Annotated in this window: 17 protein-coding genes; 12 read left to right on the forward strand and 5 right to left on the reverse strand. The window is 39.9% G+C overall.

Annotation, left to right across the window (positions count from 1 at the left end):
- Positions 1-563: 563 nt before the first annotated feature.
- Both O2S85_RS02690 and O2S85_RS02695 read left to right on the forward strand, forming a co-directional pair.
- Positions 564-1,574 (forward strand): TAXI family TRAP transporter solute-binding subunit, encoded by a 1,011-nt coding sequence (locus O2S85_RS02690; RefSeq protein ID WP_269411219.1) that lies wholly within the window; start codon positions 564-566, stop codon positions 1,572-1,574.
- A gap of 229 nt (positions 1,575-1,803) precedes the next feature.
- Positions 1,804-3,714, forward strand: a complete 1,911-nt coding sequence (locus O2S85_RS02695; protein WP_269412449.1) for a TRAP transporter permease — start codon at positions 1,804-1,806, stop codon at positions 3,712-3,714.
- A 224-nt stretch (positions 3,715-3,938) separates the two neighbouring features.
- Here O2S85_RS02695 and trhO read toward each other — a convergent pair whose 3' ends face one another.
- Together trhO and O2S85_RS02705 are read right to left on the reverse strand one after the other, a co-directional pair.
- Entirely contained in the window at positions 3,939-4,913 is a 975-nt protein-coding gene (trhO, locus tag O2S85_RS02700) for an oxygen-dependent tRNA uridine(34) hydroxylase TrhO (protein ID WP_269411220.1), read from the reverse strand.
- Positions 4,914-5,097: 184 nt separating this feature from the next.
- Positions 5,098-5,289, reverse strand: coding sequence for a CsbD family protein (locus O2S85_RS02705; protein WP_269411221.1), 192 nt, complete (start codon positions 5,287-5,289; stop codon positions 5,098-5,100).
- Between the two features lie 451 nt (positions 5,290-5,740).
- Between O2S85_RS02705 and O2S85_RS02710 the strand changes: the two genes are divergently transcribed.
- Positions 5,741-6,199 (forward strand): DUF2188 domain-containing protein, encoded by a 459-nt coding sequence (locus O2S85_RS02710; RefSeq protein WP_269411222.1) that lies wholly within the window; start codon positions 5,741-5,743, stop codon positions 6,197-6,199.
- A 136-nt stretch (positions 6,200-6,335) separates the two neighbouring features.
- Here O2S85_RS02710 and O2S85_RS02715 read toward each other — a convergent pair whose 3' ends face one another.
- Positions 6,336-7,940, reverse strand: a complete 1,605-nt coding sequence (locus O2S85_RS02715) for a BCCT family transporter (protein WP_269411223.1) — start codon at positions 7,938-7,940, stop codon at positions 6,336-6,338.
- Positions 7,941-8,173: 233 nt separating this feature from the next.
- On the opposite strand from O2S85_RS02715, the gene O2S85_RS02720 reads away from it, so the two are divergent.
- On the forward strand, positions 8,174-9,337 hold the full coding sequence (locus tag O2S85_RS02720; RefSeq protein ID WP_269411224.1) for an MFS transporter: 1,164 nt from the start codon (positions 8,174-8,176) through the stop codon (positions 9,335-9,337).
- 47 nt (positions 9,338-9,384) lie between these two features.
- On the opposite strand, the gene O2S85_RS02725 is transcribed toward O2S85_RS02720, so the two are convergent.
- Positions 9,385-10,401 (reverse strand): DUF3231 family protein, encoded by a 1,017-nt coding sequence (locus O2S85_RS02725; protein ID WP_269411225.1) that lies wholly within the window; start codon positions 10,399-10,401, stop codon positions 9,385-9,387.
- Between the two features lie 192 nt (positions 10,402-10,593).
- Between O2S85_RS02725 and O2S85_RS02730 the strand changes: the two genes are divergently transcribed.
- From O2S85_RS02730 to yxiS, 5 genes are all read left to right on the forward strand, one after another.
- Positions 10,594-11,046: a MarR family winged helix-turn-helix transcriptional regulator gene (locus O2S85_RS02730; protein ID WP_269411226.1), complete on the forward strand. Its 453-nt coding sequence runs from the start codon at positions 10,594-10,596 to the stop codon at positions 11,044-11,046.
- Positions 11,047-11,064: 18 nt separating this feature from the next.
- Complete coding sequence (gene paiA, locus O2S85_RS02735) at positions 11,065-11,583, forward strand: spermidine/spermine N(1)-acetyltransferase (RefSeq protein ID WP_269411227.1); 519 nt, start codon at positions 11,065-11,067, stop codon at positions 11,581-11,583.
- 28 nt (positions 11,584-11,611) lie between these two features.
- Complete coding sequence (locus tag O2S85_RS02740) at positions 11,612-12,226, forward strand: FMN-binding negative transcriptional regulator (RefSeq protein ID WP_269411228.1); 615 nt, start codon at positions 11,612-11,614, stop codon at positions 12,224-12,226.
- 329 nt (positions 12,227-12,555) lie between these two features.
- The gene (cspD, locus tag O2S85_RS02745) at positions 12,556-12,753 is read left to right on the forward strand and encodes a cold-shock protein CspD (protein WP_269411229.1); all 198 of its coding nucleotides are present in this window, start codon (positions 12,556-12,558) and stop codon (positions 12,751-12,753) included.
- A 171-nt stretch (positions 12,754-12,924) separates the two neighbouring features.
- On the forward strand, positions 12,925-13,224 hold the full coding sequence (yxiS, locus tag O2S85_RS02750) for a protein YxiS (RefSeq protein ID WP_269411230.1): 300 nt from the start codon (positions 12,925-12,927) through the stop codon (positions 13,222-13,224).
- A 10-nt stretch (positions 13,225-13,234) separates the two neighbouring features.
- Here yxiS and O2S85_RS02755 read toward each other — a convergent pair whose 3' ends face one another.
- The gene (locus O2S85_RS02755; protein ID WP_269411231.1) at positions 13,235-14,098 is read right to left on the reverse strand and encodes an NAD(P)-dependent oxidoreductase; all 864 of its coding nucleotides are present in this window, start codon (positions 14,096-14,098) and stop codon (positions 13,235-13,237) included.
- 170 nt (positions 14,099-14,268) lie between these two features.
- On the opposite strand from O2S85_RS02755, the gene O2S85_RS02760 reads away from it, so the two are divergent.
- From O2S85_RS02760 to O2S85_RS02770, 3 genes are all read left to right on the forward strand, one after another.
- On the forward strand, positions 14,269-14,715 hold the full coding sequence (locus tag O2S85_RS02760; protein WP_269411232.1) for a GNAT family N-acetyltransferase: 447 nt from the start codon (positions 14,269-14,271) through the stop codon (positions 14,713-14,715).
- 185 nt (positions 14,716-14,900) lie between these two features.
- On the forward strand, positions 14,901-15,914 hold the full coding sequence (locus tag O2S85_RS02765) for a DUF3231 family protein (protein WP_269411233.1): 1,014 nt from the start codon (positions 14,901-14,903) through the stop codon (positions 15,912-15,914).
- A 382-nt stretch (positions 15,915-16,296) separates the two neighbouring features.
- Positions 16,297-16,752 carry an Hsp20/alpha crystallin family protein gene (locus O2S85_RS02770; RefSeq protein WP_269411234.1) on the forward strand — a complete coding sequence of 152 codons (456 nt, stop codon included), beginning with the start codon at positions 16,297-16,299 and terminating at the stop codon, positions 16,750-16,752.
- The last annotated feature ends 255 nt before the right edge of the window (positions 16,753-17,007 follow it).

Raw genomic sequence — 17,007 nt, forward strand, 5'->3', positions numbered from 1 at the left:
ATTCCTCCCATATAAAAAAGCACAAGCATTTTGATCAACCTCGACAGGTAAATGGCAACCACAATAGGGGGTTCGCCTGAGGCACCATTTAACCTTGTGAAGACAGTTGCTGGAACTAGACGTTTTTGAATTACTTTTATCTTTTAAACCCACGAGACTTGTCAAATACTCCTGTCACCATCTTACTTTATTTTTGCATATATTCCTACTAGTGCGTGTTCAAAAGGATAAAAAGTTCCAGATTTTTTGAACATACTCTAATGGATGAATTAATATTTGTAATCTTTTTCACCCCATTATATGCTTTATGGAATTACATGTTTCCCGTAACAGTTTTGGGGTCAAGGATTTTGTGGAAAAAGAAGTCACTACATGTAGCAGTTTACTAGTGTAGGTCTACTTTTTTTGCTTGGATTGGAATTTTCCTAATACTTGATTATAATCCAAAAAGAAGGTAAAATGTACTAAAGCGTTTTCAAATTAGAAAACTATTTTTATCATAAAGCGCATTATATAAGAGTATAAGATAATGAGCTTTAAATAAAAAATAAGGGGGAATTCACGTGAGAAAGAAGGTATTGTTGCTAGCTGTTCTTATTTTTGCTGCTGGTATGATCTTAACCGCCTGCGGTGAGAGTGGAAAAGGTTCCAGCTCCAGCTCCGACAGTGGTGGAAAAAAAGAAGAAAAAACCAGCCTGACACTGGGAACCGGGAGCGTTGGTGGTGTTTATTATCCACTTGGCGGTGAAATGGCAACACTTTGGAAGAAAAATATTGATGTAGATGGGTTAGATATAAGTTCGGTTGAATCAGGGGCGTCTGTGGAGAATGTTGCCAAAATTCAATCAGGTGACTTCCAACTAGGTATCGCTCAGAATACGACCATGTTTGATGTAATCAATAAAACTGGTGAATTTGAAGGAAAGGATATGGATGATGTTGTTGTACTTGGCGCTCTTTATCCGGAAGCCATCCAGGTTGCGACAATGGAATCTGCTGGAGTTGACTCGATTGCTGATCTGAAAGGCAAAAAGATTGCAGTTGGCCCTCCAGGTGGCGCGACACGTGCGGCTGCCGAGCTGGTTTTAAAGGCCTATGGTATTGAAGATGGCGACTATGAGGCGTTTGAAGAAGGCTTTGGTGATGCAAAGGATAAATTGCAAAATGGCACAATTGATGCTTCCATTGAAGTGGTCGGTATTCCTTCTTCTTCCACCGATGAATTGCAAGCGTCGACAAAAGAAGTAAAATTACTTGATATTGATGGAGATGCGTTAAAGGAAGTCACGGATAATAGTGATTACGAGGAATATACAGTAGAAGCCGACACATATGATTGGCTAGATGAGCCTGTACAAACTGCTACAGCTATGGCAATATTAATTGGATCAAAAAGTGAAATCAGTGATGACCTTGCTTATCAACTGACTAAAACACTTGTTGAAAATGCCGGTGACATGTCTATTCAACAAGCAGAACTCATTACTAAGGATGATATTATGACAGGGATTCAAGATTTGCCAATTCATCCAGGATCACAAAAATATTTTGATGAGGAAGGTATTGGAGAATAATTACGACTAGCAGCATGTAGATAATTGACACGGATCTGTTCAGGTTATCATGTTAAAATTAATTAATTACCTAATCATAAAGAACCGGACAGCGCTTGTCCGGTTCTTTAACCTCAAAAAGCAGAGACGGCCGCTAGGCGCTGGAGTTAGACTAAAATGAAATGTTAAGAACGGAGGGATAACATTGTCTGACACATCTAACACACAAGAAATCGATCAGCATGAATTAATGGCCAAGTATGATAAGGAGAGTGCCTTTCGAACCAATCTGGGTCCCTGGGGCTGGATTACCTTAATCATCGGTGGAGCACTGACCATATTTCAACTTTATACAGCATTTTACGGTTCAAAGGTATCCCTAATTCAAGGAGCTATCCATCTTGGTGCAGGGTTAAGCTTGGTATATCTGCTTTATCCTATCAAAAAGTCAATGACCAAGCGACAGGGCGTGCCTTGGTATGATGCGTTATTAGCACTAGCTTCACTTTTTGCGAATTTTTATATTTTATTTAATTACGAGCGGTTAATTAACGAAGCAATTATTTTTGGATTTACAGCATTTGATCAAATTGTAGCAACTGCCGGTGTATTGTTATTACTGGAGGCAACAAGGCGAGTAGTTGGGCTGCCGATCGTCATTATTGCGATTGTAGCTTTGCTTTATGGACTTCTTGGTGCGTATATTCCGGTTATTGGCCATTCAGGTAAGGATTGGCCAACGCTAGCAACGGAAATGTTTTATAGTTCAAGCTCCATCTTCGGCACTCCAATACAAATTTCATCTACCTACATATATTTGTTTTTATTTTTCGGTGTAATCCTGGTAAAAACAAATATTGGTCAATTTTTCAATGATATTGCCTTAAAGCTGACTGGTAGATACACCGGTGGTACGGCAAAGGCTGCAGTGGCGGCTAGTGCACTCCAGGGAATGGTTAGCGGTAGCTCCGTTGCTAATACGGTTGGTTCTGGATCTTTCACCATTCCCATGATGAAAAATGCTGGATTTAAACCGCATTTTGCGGCTGCCACTGAGGCATCCGCTTCAACCGGGGGACAAATTATGCCACCAATTATGGGTGCTGCTGCATTTATTATGGCAGCTTACACGGGTGTTCCGTACAATGAGATCATTGTGATTGCGATCATCCCGGCTATCCTGTATTTTTCAGGTGTATTTATGGGCACGCATTTTGAGGCGCGGAAGCAGGGCATAATGGGTTTGCCCAAGGAAAAACTGCCTAAACTAAAAAACCTTGCAAAACGATTGGATTTATTCATTCCTCTGATTGCGATTGTCGGTTTCTTATTAATTGGGAAAACCCCAACATATGCGGCATTGTTTGCAATTGTGGCAGCCTTTATTATTAGCTTCTTTAGGAAAAGTACAAGAATGCCTTTTAAGGAAATTATTAAAATGCTGGAAGAAGGCGCTAGGTCAGCGCTTCCAGTTATTGCTGCCTGTGCAACCGCAGGAATTATTGCCGGTACAGTGACAACTACCGGATTAGGGCCGAAAATTGCTAGTGGACTTATTGAACTTGCCCATAATCAGTTTTTCCTTGTCATGTTCTTTACGATGATTGCCTGTCTGATTCTGGGAATGGGGTTGCCTACAACAGCTAACTATGTTGTTACGGCAACAATGGCTGCACCGGCATTATTGGCTTTTGATGTGCCAGTAATTGCAGTGCATATGTTTGTTTTTTACTTTGGAATTGTAGCGGATATTACTCCGCCAGTATGTTTAGCGGCTTACGCTGGTGCCGGAATAGCTGGTGCCAATCCAATGAAAGCGGGGGTAACCGCCGTCAAGCTGGCGATCGCTGCGTTTATTATTCCATATATGTTTGTTACGCAACCGATTCTGTTATTACAGGGGGATGCCAATGTATGGAATGTATCAATCGCAATTATTACAGCTATGCTTGGGATGGCAAGTATAAGTGCTGCCATGATTGGTTATTACGTCAAGTCGGTCAATTGGATCGAACGAATTATCATGTTTATTGCAGGTCTATTACTTGTCTATCCGGACATTACATTATCGGCGCTAGGATTAGTGATCTTTGCGGCAATTACAGCGTTTCAATTTATTAGAGGAAAAGCAGAAGAGAAAAACAAGCGTGAGACTGCATAATAAAAAGGCAGGTAAGGGAAATCTTACCTGCCAACCAATACACCAAGTCAGAAGTTTTTCTTTTAGATCATTCGAACTCCTGTACTTATAATTTCCTTAACGATTGGATTATCTTCGTGGAGTTCCTTTACTTTAAATGGATGCGTTTCAATCCGATTACCTACCTGACGTCTGATCTTCATTAAATTGAATGTTCTTCAACCATGCCCCAGGCTGCTTCTTTGTTATGCTTCTTGTTTCATATTTTCGCGCTCAATGATATCCAATCTCCGCTGAATTTCTTCCTGCGATAAATTGTGTTCTTTCACATATAGATTATTTGGCGTTACCCGGCATTCATGGGTGCATCCGCGCATATATTTGTGCTCGTTTTCCTCGGAGCAAAGGATTTGTTTATTGCAATCCGGGTTGGCACAGTTGACATAGCGTTCACATGGTGTGCCATCGAAGTAATCTGTACCGACAACAACATGTTCTTTATGATTGATCGGAACGGAAATTCGCTCATCAAACACATAGCATTGTCCGTCCCAAAGTTCTCCTTGGACTTCGGGGTCTTTGCCATAGGTTACGATGCCGCCATGCAGTTGATTCACATCTTCAATCCCTTCATCCATAAGCCACCCGGTAACCTTTTCACAGCGAATACCGCCAGTACAATAGGTTAAAACTTTTTTTCCTTTTAACTGCTCTTTATGGTTTTGAACCCATTCAGGGAAATCTCGGAAATTCTCGATATCGGGATTAACAGCTCCGCGAAAATGTCCTAAATCATATTCGTAATCGTTTCGCGTATCTAATATCACGGTATCTTCAGATTGCATGGCGTCGTAGAATTCTTTTGGCGAAAGAAATTTACCTGTTTTTTCTAACGGGCTAACGGCATCATCCTGACGTAGTGTTACAAGTTCCGCCCGGTGTCTGACGTGCATTTTCTTGAATGCATGTCCGTCATGTTTATCGATTTTGAACGTCATGTCACGAAAACGTGGATCACGGTGCATGAAGTCCATGTATTTTTCCGTTTGTTCAACAGGGCCGGATACAGTACCGTTAATTCCTTCTTTTGCTACTAAAATCCGGCCTTTTAAACCAAGATCTTTACAAAACTGCAGATGTTCGGCTGCAAACGTTTCGGGATCCTCCATTGGAACAAATTTGTAATACAATAAAACCTGATAATCTTGATTGTCTTCCATTTCGTTACCACCTTCATTTATATTTGCAAGATACAAATGGTTGGCAGTGTTTATTTATTTTTATCTTGCATAAAGGGTATTATATCAGTGTTTACAGATCGGTTCAACGTTGAAATATTTCCTCTGATTTTTGTTGTGACTAATTTTTACCGGAAATAGTACATCTCCGCACTTTGTTTCCTATCTACCGAGAAAGCTTATCAACCTTTTCCCGTACTTTATCTTTTGCTTTGCTATAGGCTTCTTGTACTTTCCCGGCCGCTTTATCTTTTTTCCCGGATGTCTTTGTTTCTTCATCTCCGGTTAATTCAGCCCATTCTTGCTTCAAATCACCTTTTACCTGTTTACCCTTTCCTTTTGCTTTGTCCTTAGACATTCTCATCCACCTTTCTCCATTTTTTAAAATTGATCTTATTCGTTTGTTTCACTTATGCATCAAGCACGGCAGCTAATATTTTGTCTGCATCCCAGTTCAATATATTGCTTGGTGGCATCGGCCAAATCCTTGAGGGCATTTTTAAGATGAATTTTCCGCTCACCCTTTTGCTACTCAGGACTGCTGCGATCCATGTTCAGATACATAGTAAACACTTTCTTTGCATCGTTGTAGTCGATATTTTCTAGTTCTTTGAGTTGATCTTTAAGAAGCATGTGATTGTTCTCTCCTCCTTTGTCTATTTTTTTCTATCCTCTTATAATTTTCTTTCCCCTCAAAAAAAACATTTTAAACTGCTGCAGCAAATGAATGAATGATGTTTACTCCGTTGCCTAATCGGGGAATAATCTGTCGTAAAAGGCAAGCCATTCTTTTTAGGAGGTGAACCGCAATGCCTTGGGATATGGATGATTATCCTAGTTCTATGAAAAACTTAGATGAGGTTGTTCGTAAAAAAGCAATTGATATCGCCAATGCTATGGTGGATGAAGGATATAAAGCGTCTCGCGCCATTCCCATTGCCACCAAGCAAGCCAAAACGTGGTATGAGGATGCCAGCCAAGATGAAATTCAAGCATTCAAAAACCAGGCAGATCCGACAGCGAGAGGCAACAGGGATGATCGGTATGCAAGCCGTCCGGAAATGTTGGAGAAAAATGAACGGATTATCCCCCATGAAAAAGGATGGGCTGTCCAGGCTAACGGCGCCAAGCAGCCAAGCGATGTATTCGATACGAAAGCCGGTGCCATTGACCGTGGTAAAGAGATTGCCAAAAACAAAGGGACAGGTCTTACCATTCACCGAAAAGACGGAACCATTGAGGATCATATATCTTATAACAAATCATAAAAGTGAGTGTTCAAAAAGAGAGGCTTGGACAAAACCCGGTCAATTAAGTTTAAAAAATGGTACCTATCATTCCATTGATGAAGGTACCATTTTTAAATTTCCTATGGGTTTATGTAAGCAAAAAAGGACACTTTAATTAAACATTTTTTCTCTGTCTCGTCTTGCTAGTGCTGCTTTTGTGTCCTGTATCCCTTACATTATTGATCCACGCTTGATCTTCATCCATCATCTTCTTACCAGCGTATATAGTCAGGCATTGTACGAAAATAATTGGTATTCCCATTAGCCCTGAAACTACTTCCAATGGTTCCAGTCCGCCGATCCTCAATAATAATAGGGCAAACACAGTGATAATGGCGGCAACAATCAGACGCAAATTTTTCGATGGTTCTGATCTGCTACTGTTTCTCATTCCAGCATAAGTGGCGATGGTATAGGTGGTTGAATCCAATGTTGTAATCATAAAAATCATTGCGATGATGATAAACGCAACAACTGCTACAGTAGGTAAAGGCAGGGAATTCAATATTAACGGAATGGCTGCCTCTACCTCGTTGTTTTGCACAATGTCCGGCACAGGAACATCCCCGGTAAGATAACTGTGAACACCAAGACCTCCAAGTACGGCGGTTGTCCCCCAGGATATAAGCATTGGCGCTAATAAATAGGTCAAGATCATTTCTCTTATTGTTCTGCCTCGAGATACTGTTGCAGCGAAAACACTGTGCAGCATTGCCCATGTTGCATTATAGGCGAAATAAAATACGGTATTGCTTTGGATATGTGTGCTTTCTCCCATATGAACGGCATTTGTATTAAGGGAGAAGTCAATATAATGTGTGAACAGAAACCCGATAGAGTCCGTGAAATAATTAAGAATAAATGCGCCCGGTCCTGCTATCATAATGAATACAGCAAATGCACCGGCGAGATACATGTTTAATGTGCTTAACTTTTTAATACCCCTATCTATCCCCAAGTATGCACTAATAGAGAAAAAGAGTACCCACACAATGGTTATAATCAAGGTTAAACCAAATGTGATTTTGATATTAAATATTTCGGCAAGACTATAGGTGACAATCGGAGTACCAAGACCTAATGTAACAGCGGCACCTGATAGTATACTAACCAGAAAGATTATATCCAGTACCTTACCACCAATTCCGTCAGTGAATTTATCGCCAAAAATACTGCGGCATGCTTCGGAAATCCGCATCATCGGTTTCTTCCGGACATGCACCAGGTAACCCATTGCAGGGGCTGCCATAACGAAAATAGCAAACGTCTGGAAACTCCAGAGGAACATACTATAGGAATTCCCCCACATTAACGCTTCCGCAGATTTTGCCTCTACACCAAAAGGCGGGTCGATTGCAACATTGGCCCATTCCGTCATTCCCGTACGCATGATGGTAGATCCGAGGCCCATGGCAACTAGAATCGAAGAATATTCAAATAGGGTGAACCTGGGTTTTTCCATCGGATCACCTAAGACGACATTCCCATACTTAGAAAAAGATAGATAGAGACCTACTCCAACCATGAGAATGGCATACCATAAATATCCCCAGTTGAACGTTGCAATAACCTGGTTGAAAATGTTGTTTAAAAGTTCTAGAGATTCTTTTGAATACATCGCAAAAGGGATACAGATAGCAATCATAATAATTAATGATGGTGCAAAAATGCGTTGATCAATTATTTTTTTCTTTGTTTTGGATTGATTTCTCTTTTCCATAAAAGTTACCTCCTAGCGATTAAATCGTGAATTTCTTTGATGCCATGCCTTTTTCCATTTACCACCTGATTTTCTGCGTAAAACTGCATTTTGTGTTTCTAACTAGATCACTTTGCACAACGGTGTGACCATTTAAGGCTGTTTTTGTTTAAGGATGTTGGATGGCGGGAACGAAAAAATGACAATAAAAGCTAAATGTTTATTCTAAAAATAACTTAAAAGGGGGGGTTTAAATGCGTGAAATAACGGTAGGACTAATTCCTGCTCCCGAATTACCGGAAGAGTTGGCTTATGATATAGTTGAAGAATTACCCGCTATTTTTTCTGAAAAAATTAATCATAAAGCGTGTTGGAAGATTGAAATTGCGGTAGATCCGCTTACAGGGGCTGTGGAAAATGCCAAGGAAGTTATTGATGAAGCTGCACAAATCAAACAAAGGAAAAACTGGGATTATGCGTTATGTTTAACAGACCTCCCTATGTATTCGGATAAAGATTTGATGTTGGCTGAGGTTAATTTTGAACAAGGTGTCGCTCAGCTTTCTCTTCCTGCATTTGGTTCTATGCCCTTACGTAGTCGTGTGCGAAAATCGATCGTTCAATTAGTAGGGGAATTATATGAACGAAGGATGGAAAGCAGCAACGCAACCACATCTGCAAATAAGGAGATGGTCTCAGCGAATGAAAACGTCCATCAAAGTGGTAAGAAAAAGGGTTTAATAAAGAGGCAATTTCATTTTTCTCCCATTCGTAGGGTTGAATCTGCCGAAAAAGAGGAGGCACCGGATCTACGTTTCATTATTACACCCCGAATCCACGGGAAATTAAGGGTTCTGTTTGGAATGACTTACGCGAATCGACCTTGGAAGATTATTCCGTCTTTTAAACCAATTGTTGCGGTTGCGTTTGCTACAGGAGCATATGGTTTAATATTCCCCACACTTTGGGAAATAAGCCATTCCTTTGATATTCTGCGTTTGATTGGCTTGATGGCAGCAGCTATATTAAGTATAGTAGTCTGGATCATCACAGCGCATAATCTATGGGAAAAGCCCACGTCAAAAAACAATCAAAGTGTAAGAAAACTATATAACAGGGTTACCGTTCTCACCCTTATAATAGCGGTAATATTCTATTATGTCGTCCTGTTTATACTTTTTTTATTCACGGTACTTTTATTCGTGCCGCCGGATTTGTTCATCTCTCTGGGAGGAGTAAAAGGGTCGGTTAGTTTTGGTAACTATGTTGATCTTGCATGGCTTGCGACCTCAATCGCTACTTTAGCAGGGTCAATTGGTGCTAGTCTGGAAAACGATGAACTCGTTCGAAACATCACATATGGATATCGACAAAATCGACGTTATAATGAAATGAACCAGGAGGAAGCGCACACTTAGCAGGAGTTGTATAGATTAAAAACCAGGGGGCATTACACTGAACCCCCTTAACCGCCATCCCCTTTTGCTAATTTTTTCCGATTTGCAGCCATGGGAGGCTGTTCTAACCATTTATTTTTAATCATGATATTAGCCCCATCCTCGGAAAGTTTCTGTATTTCAGTGAATAATCGGTTATACATTGCGCCCAAATCCGTTCTAGGGCTTTGCGCAACACTTGTACCATAAAAACCGGTACTCAAAGCAATCAAAGCAGTTGTATAATACATCATTAATTTGTCAGAAAATGTAGATGTTGTACTTGTTGTTACATCTGTATCCCATGTCATAGGGACAGGTAAATTACTTTCTTTTAATTTTTCGCTAAATAAGTTAATATGCTTTTTGGCAACTTCAATACATCTGAGCATGAATGCAGTGGCATCCTTTGATTGGGCAACTTGGCTAAATCCAGTTAAAACAGCTGCTCCAAAAGCATTTCTTTGGATATTAGCATAAAGGTTAGTCACTTCTGATCCTGTTAACGGTCTTTTTTCACCAAAAATGTCCCATAAAAAACCTTGCTTTTGTACAAAGTTAACTTCATCAAGATTGGGCAGGTATGGTGCTCTGACATACAACCCCTTTGATAACAACAAATCTTTTGACATCTCGTATAATTCCATTGTCTCTGATAGACATTCTTTATAGTAGGCGGTAATATCTGACCTTACAGCAAAGGACAAACTAGCTGCATATCTTGTAAGACCTATTGCAGCCATCTGATGTAAAAACGTTAATGCAAAACTGTCAGCGTATAACCTTGGAGCGGTTACATCAACATCTTCCTCCACTTTAAAACCATGCGGGACTTGATGCTTTTCCTCAGTGAGTATCGTATTGATTTTTTGCAAATGTGCCTGAGACAATTTCAAAGCATGCGCAATTACAGGCTTTATTTCTGTATCCTCGGCTTTTTCCAGTAAATAGCTTAACGTACATTCACTTGCACTATCTTCCATGTATTGGGAAACAAGCTGTGTAATTTCTCCTGAGGTCAGTCTTATTTGTTTTTCCTGTTCCACATTACCCCTCCATTTTTGAACAACCTTCTTGCTGGATATTCTTTGTAATTAAAAGTGAATTATGCGGGATTAGTGTTCTTACTGTGTTTGCCATTGAAGATGATTTGAATTTTTTATTGCAAATACAACAAAAATAATGTAATCTGAATTTATAAATATCGTTGTAAAATCAATAAAATTAGGAGCCGAATAATGAAGGATATACTTCGTGATATTGGAATCATAGCAAGAGCGCTAGATTCAATAAGCAACATTGAGTTTAAAGAACTTGATCTTACCAAAGGGCAATTTTTATATCTTGTGAGAATATGTGAAAACCCTGGAATTATTCAAGAAAAATTGGCAGAGATGATAAAAGTTGATCGCACAACTGCTGCCCGTGCAATTAAAAAACTCGAAATGCAAGGTTTTATTGAAAAGAGAAATGACGAAACAAATAAAAAAATTAAAAGGCTGTTTCCCAAAGAAAAAGGGGAAAACATTTATCCATTTTTAAAAAGAGAAGAAGAACACTCGAATAGCGTTGCTCTGGCTGGATTTACTTCGGATGAGATGAATACGTTTTATGTGCTGCTGCAAAGGGTCAGAAAGAATGTGGAAGCTGATTGGGAATTCGTGAAAAAGGGAAATAAACGCGACTATTGAGGGAAAGGGAAGATTCAGATGTCTGTGGTTATCAATGAATGTACAGTTGAGGATGTAAAAACACTTCAAGAAATCAGTTATAACACGTTTCATGAGACTTTTTCCAATATGAATTCAGAGAAGAACATGAAAGCTTATTTGGAAAATGCTTTTAACACAAAGAAGTTGGAAGAAGAAATATCAAACCCCGCTTCAACATTTTATTTTCTATATTGTAATGGGGAACTTGCAGGTTATTTAAAAATAAATGTTGATGAGGCCCAAACAGAAGATATGGGGGAGGAAGCACTGGAAATTGAAAGGATTTATATTAGTGAGGAGTTTCAAAAAAACGGGCTTGGAAAGTGCCTGTTAAAGAAGGGGCTGGAAGTTGCAAAGGACCAAAACAAAAGGAAAATTTGGTTAGGTGTTTGGGAATATAATACAGGTGCGATCCGTTTTTATCAAAGGATGGGGTTTGTTAAAACGGGCTCACATTCTTTCTACATGGGAGACGAACAACAAACGGATTTTATTATGGTCAAAACAATGGCATGAACAACTTAATTGATGGGAGCGTGAGTATATGTTTATTCCGCGGCATTTTTCAATCAAGGATGATGAAAAACTTTATGAAATCATAGATGAATATGGGTTTGCTACTTTGTTTTCGCAGCATGAGGGAGAACCTGCAGCCACACAAATACCTTTAATGATGGATAAAGACCGGAAACATCTTTATGGCCATTTTGCACGATCGAATCCGCAATGGAAGGATATTGACAAACAGCGGGTTCTGGCTGCTTTTCATGGTCCGCACTGTTATATTTCATCGTCTTGGTATGAGACAAATAGAGCAGTCCCTACATGGAATTATATTACTGTACATGTTTACGGGCATGTTGAACTTATCGATGGCAAAGAATTAAAGGAATCATTGAGTGGACTTGTACTAAAATATGAAGGCCCCGACAGCTCATACAAATTAGATGAGGTCGATCCCAAATATATGGAAGCCCAGACGAAAGGAATTGTGGGTTTTAAGATAAAGGTCGATAAAATGGAAGGTAAAGCGAAATTAAGTCAAAACCATCCAAGGGAACGGCAAAAGATGGTGATTCATGAACTTGAAAAATCTGAACATGAAGACGAACAAAGGATTGCTTCATACATGAAAAAGAACCTGAGGGCCGATAATTAGAGTGATTCTCTGACGCTTCCTGGCGAAAAGGGACAAAGCTGTCTCCCGAGTTGAGGTGTTCTCTCCCGTCCAGAACAAGTTGCTCGTGTAGCTAGTGCTAGAATATCGCATGTTGGTGGAGAAGAAGCAGACATACAACAATACAAGAAAACTTCCGGAAATTTACTAAATAATGGCTTGCATTTTTTCTCATAAAAGAGTAAAGTTAAAAGTAGCAAAAGGAAATTGAAGTTTGAAATAATACTTTACGATCTCTTTATCAAAGTGAGTGTAAACGTATTTATGATTCAATTACTTTGCACGATATTTGGATAAGGAGGTCATCCTCAATGACTGGTAAAGTAAAATGGTTTAATGCAGAAAAAGGCTTCGGTTTCATCGAGCGTGAAGACGGGGACGATGTATTCGTACATTTCTCAGCAATCCAGGCTGAAGGCTTCAAAACACTTGAAGAAGGCCAAGATGTTGAATTTGAAATTGTCGAAGGTAACCGCGGACCACAAGCGGCTAACGTCGTTGTTCAATAATAAAACAACAAAGGGCTTATCTCCTCGGGGATAGGCTCTTTTTTTGCAAGTTAAGAAAGTATAAAAATAAATTTTTGTTTCATTTTGTTTTTAAAAATGACAGAAACCCCTACTGAATGGAGTTTTTACTTTTTATTGGATATTCAAATTGAAAAAGGCTGGTGATCATTGATGGAAAATCGTGATGTGGATCAAAAGGTCATTGAAAACTATGAAAACGCCGAAAACATGATGATACTCGTATTTGCTCAGTGGTGCATCAATCATGATTTGCACCCAATGAAATTATACCAAAGGGCTTATCCGACCCAAAGTGCCAATCAGGCATTAGCCGCGGCACTGGAGCACACTGTACCGAAAGCCGAATCAGAAGAGATTTCCGATCAGACGGTATTACAGGTGCTCCAGCTCTTTGGCAATAATGATTTAGCATATGTTGTTCAGTCAGAAATCGAGCAACGGAAAGAATAAGTCAAGAATGTTATTTTTCCAGTAACTTGATAAGGGCTTGTGTCCCGCTGTCTGCATCTCCGTTTTCTGCCAGTTGTTTGTACAGTTTTAGTGACAGGGCTAATCCCGGGGTTTCTATACCCATTTCTTTGGCAGTTTCCAAGGCGATTGTCATGTCCTTGATAATATGTTTGACATAAAAGCCTGGGGCAAAGTCTCTTTTAATCATACGGGGTGCCAGGTTGGACAATGACCAGCTGCCAGCAGCCCCTGTTGTAATGCTGTCCAGGACTCTGCTGGGATCAAGTCCGGCTTTTTGTGCATAAACAATCGCTTCACATACACCAATCATATTAGAAGCAATTGTGATTTGGTTACACATTTTCGTATGCTGCCCGGCACCTGCCTCTCCTTGTAAAATGATTTCACTGCCTATCACATCCAAAATGGGACTTATTTCATCAAAAACATTCGGGTCGCCGCCAACCATAATGGCAAGCGTTCCATTCCTTGCTCCGATATCTCCACCAGATACAGGGGCATCCAGTGCTTTGATTCCTCTTTCCGCAGCTTTCTGATAAATATCAACAGCAAGTGCCGGTTTTGATGTCGTCATATCGATCACAACGGTACCTTGCTTGGCATTGGCCAAAATACCGTCATCACCAAAGTAAATCTCCTCAACATCTTGCGGGTATCCTACCATAGTAATAATTACATCGGCTGAAGCTGCTACATCTGCAACCGTATCTTTCCAGGCAGCACCTTTATCAAGCAGATCCTGAGCCTTTTCTTTCGTACGCGTATAGAGGGTCAATTCATATCCAGCATTCAGTAAATTTTCCGCCATACTTCTACCCATGACACCTGTTCCAATAAATCCAATCGTTGTCATATATCGATACTCCCTTATTTAATAGTATACATACCATTTCGACACCCATACGCCAAAATCCTTTCTTGTGTGGTATACTGGAAAAACAAAGGCGTCGTAGCTGTACAAGCTTTTGTTAAATGACTGCACAACTATAAATTTCATACACGCTTAGCTAGGAGTTGTTTTAGGTGCAATGGTTTAAAAAATCATTTCATGAAATACCGGTAGATGAATTATATCAGATTATCAAAGCGCGAGTTGATGTATTCATTGTTGAACAATCCTGTCCATATGAGGAGTTGGATAATTGTGATCAGGAAGCGATTCATTTATTCTTGAAAGTAAATAATGAAATTGCAGCTTATGTTCGTATCTTACCAAAAGGTAGGACATTTCCGGAAGTATCCATTGGCAGGGTGCTGGTGGTGGAAAAATATCGTGGCCATGGTTATGCCAAAATGATCATGCAACGGGCGATTAACTTTATTGTTGAAGAATGGCAGGAAACTACCATCAAAATTCAAGCTCAAACCTATTTGCAATCCTTTTACGAATCGTTTGGGTTTCAGCAGATTTCACCGGCTTATTTGGAAGATGGCATTCCCCATATTGATATGATCTACTGTAGTAATTAATTTGTATGTAATGACAACTGAACTTTGCTAATCAACAACAGAGGACAGGAAATCCTGCCCTCTGTTTCTTTATGGAAACGCAACAGAATAATACAGCAATAGCAAATGATTCGTTCCACCCAATTGCATAATTTCCCTGGTGAGGTGAAAGATACTTCTAATAAAACACCTTTGGAGGGACTCTTATGAATACACAGCCTAATCCAGATTTGACCTCTTCAGAAATCGCAAGTCTTTGGAGTGGCTATCTGAGTGATTCGATGGCAATACAAACCATTAGCTATGCATTAACTCATATTCAAGATCAAGATATACGTGCTGTATTTGAATTTGCTTTGAGCTTATCGCAACAACACGTGCAATTTGTGGAAAACATGTTTACGACAGAAGAAATCGCTATTCCTTTTGGGTTTTCCGAACAAGATGTAGATCTAAGTGCACCACGCTTGTTTACGGACGACTTTTATCTCGTCTACATACAAAACCTTGGGAAAATGGGGGTGACAGTCTATACAATGGCTTTGGCTAATGCGGCACGTTCGGATGTTGTTCAGTTTTATAAGCAATGTCTTCATACATCAGCGGATTTATTGGACCAAGCCATAAAAGTGAAATTGGAAAGAGGAGTTTTTACAAGAGCCCCCTATATTCCTAAACCGAAAATTGCAGAATATGTCAATGACCAGAATTATACGAGCGGAGGATGGTTTAATGAAAAACGTCCGTTAAATGGAATTGAAATTACGAACCTATACTACAACAGTGAAAGGAATACGGTGGGAGCCGCTCTGATTACCGGGTTCAGCCAGGTGGCTCAATCAAGTGAGGTTAGGAAGTACATGGCCAGGGGACGGGATATCTCAGAAAAACACGTCAACACATTCAATAAAATTATGAGAAATGACCATTTGCCTACTGCTCAAACGTGGAACGCATTACCCACGGATTCTACACAACCTCCATTTTCAGACAAACTGATGATGTTCCATATTGCAGCGATGAATGAAGCCGGGATTGGTCAATACGGCGCAGCAATTGGCGCTAGTCAAAGATCGGATTTAATCACAACGTATACGGCGCTTACAGCTCAAATTGCAAAATATGCCGCAGATGGTGCAGATATCATGATTAAAAATGGGTGGATGGAAAAGCCCCCGCAAGCTCCAAATCGGGAATCAATTGCAAAAGGGAAACATTAGGTGTTCATGAATGTATTATTTATGGTAATCATTATTCGAGTAAAAGGTATTTTTTCTAGAAAGTTAAGAAAGTATAAAAATCAACTTGCGTCCAGCTTATGCCAGAATAGGCTCCGTCCGGCTCCAGCGCCCAGCGGCTAGCAAACTTCAGGCTTCTTCCTACGATAAGTCAACATCGGTTCGCTTCCAGCTTACCGTGTTTCCTTTATCTCGTCAGAACCCTTCCAGTTTGTACGCCGCTAACCGGGCGCTTCCGCCTTTGGTTCAATTTTTTGGGACTATCGTGTTTGAAATTCTGCACACGTGGTAAACATTAAATAGATTAGCACTCGACCCGGAAGAGTGCTAAAAACCAAAATCTGTTCAAAAGGAGTGGTTAACAATGGCATTAGTTCCTTTTAACAACAGGAAAAATCGGAGTGTAGTCAATGCGAGTCCTTGGAATCCGATCAACATGATTGATGACTTCTTTAACGATTCATGGTTTCAGAACAGAAATCTCGTAACGGATCCGTTTAAAGTGGATGTAAAAGAAACGGATAACGAGTATTTGGTTGAAGCAGAAGTTCCGGGAGTGAAAAAAGAGGATATTGATCTTCGTTTAAACGACGGCAGGCTTTCGATTGTTGTCAACAGAAAAGAAAACGTCGAAGAAAAAGGCAAAGATGACTCGTATATTCACAGAGAGAGACGGTATGACACAATGCAGCGTTCCTTATATCTGGGCAATGTTAAACCCGATGAGGTAAGTGCAAAACTGGAGGATGGATTGCTGCAAATTACAGTGCCTAAAGACGAACAACAATCCGATAATGCCCGTAAAATTGACATTACGTGAGCTGCTGTTAACCGTCACCCTTCAAACATTAAAAGAAGCAGGGATGGGTCACAGGTACCCGATTATATTCCCTTTTCTGAATAAAAAAACGGCCTGAATATGGCCGTTTTTTTATACCAGAATTTTTGGGCTAAACGCTATTTTAAAGCCCGATTAAGGCGATGACTAATTTTGTACTGAATGATATCAGCCTAGCTCGAATGATCCAAAATTAATCCAGGTAATTGATAGGACATATTGACATGATTTGGGAAC

Source organism: Lentibacillus daqui, from assembly GCF_027186265.1.
Lineage (GTDB): Bacteria > Bacillota > Bacilli > Bacillales > Amphibacillaceae > Lentibacillus_C > Lentibacillus_C daqui.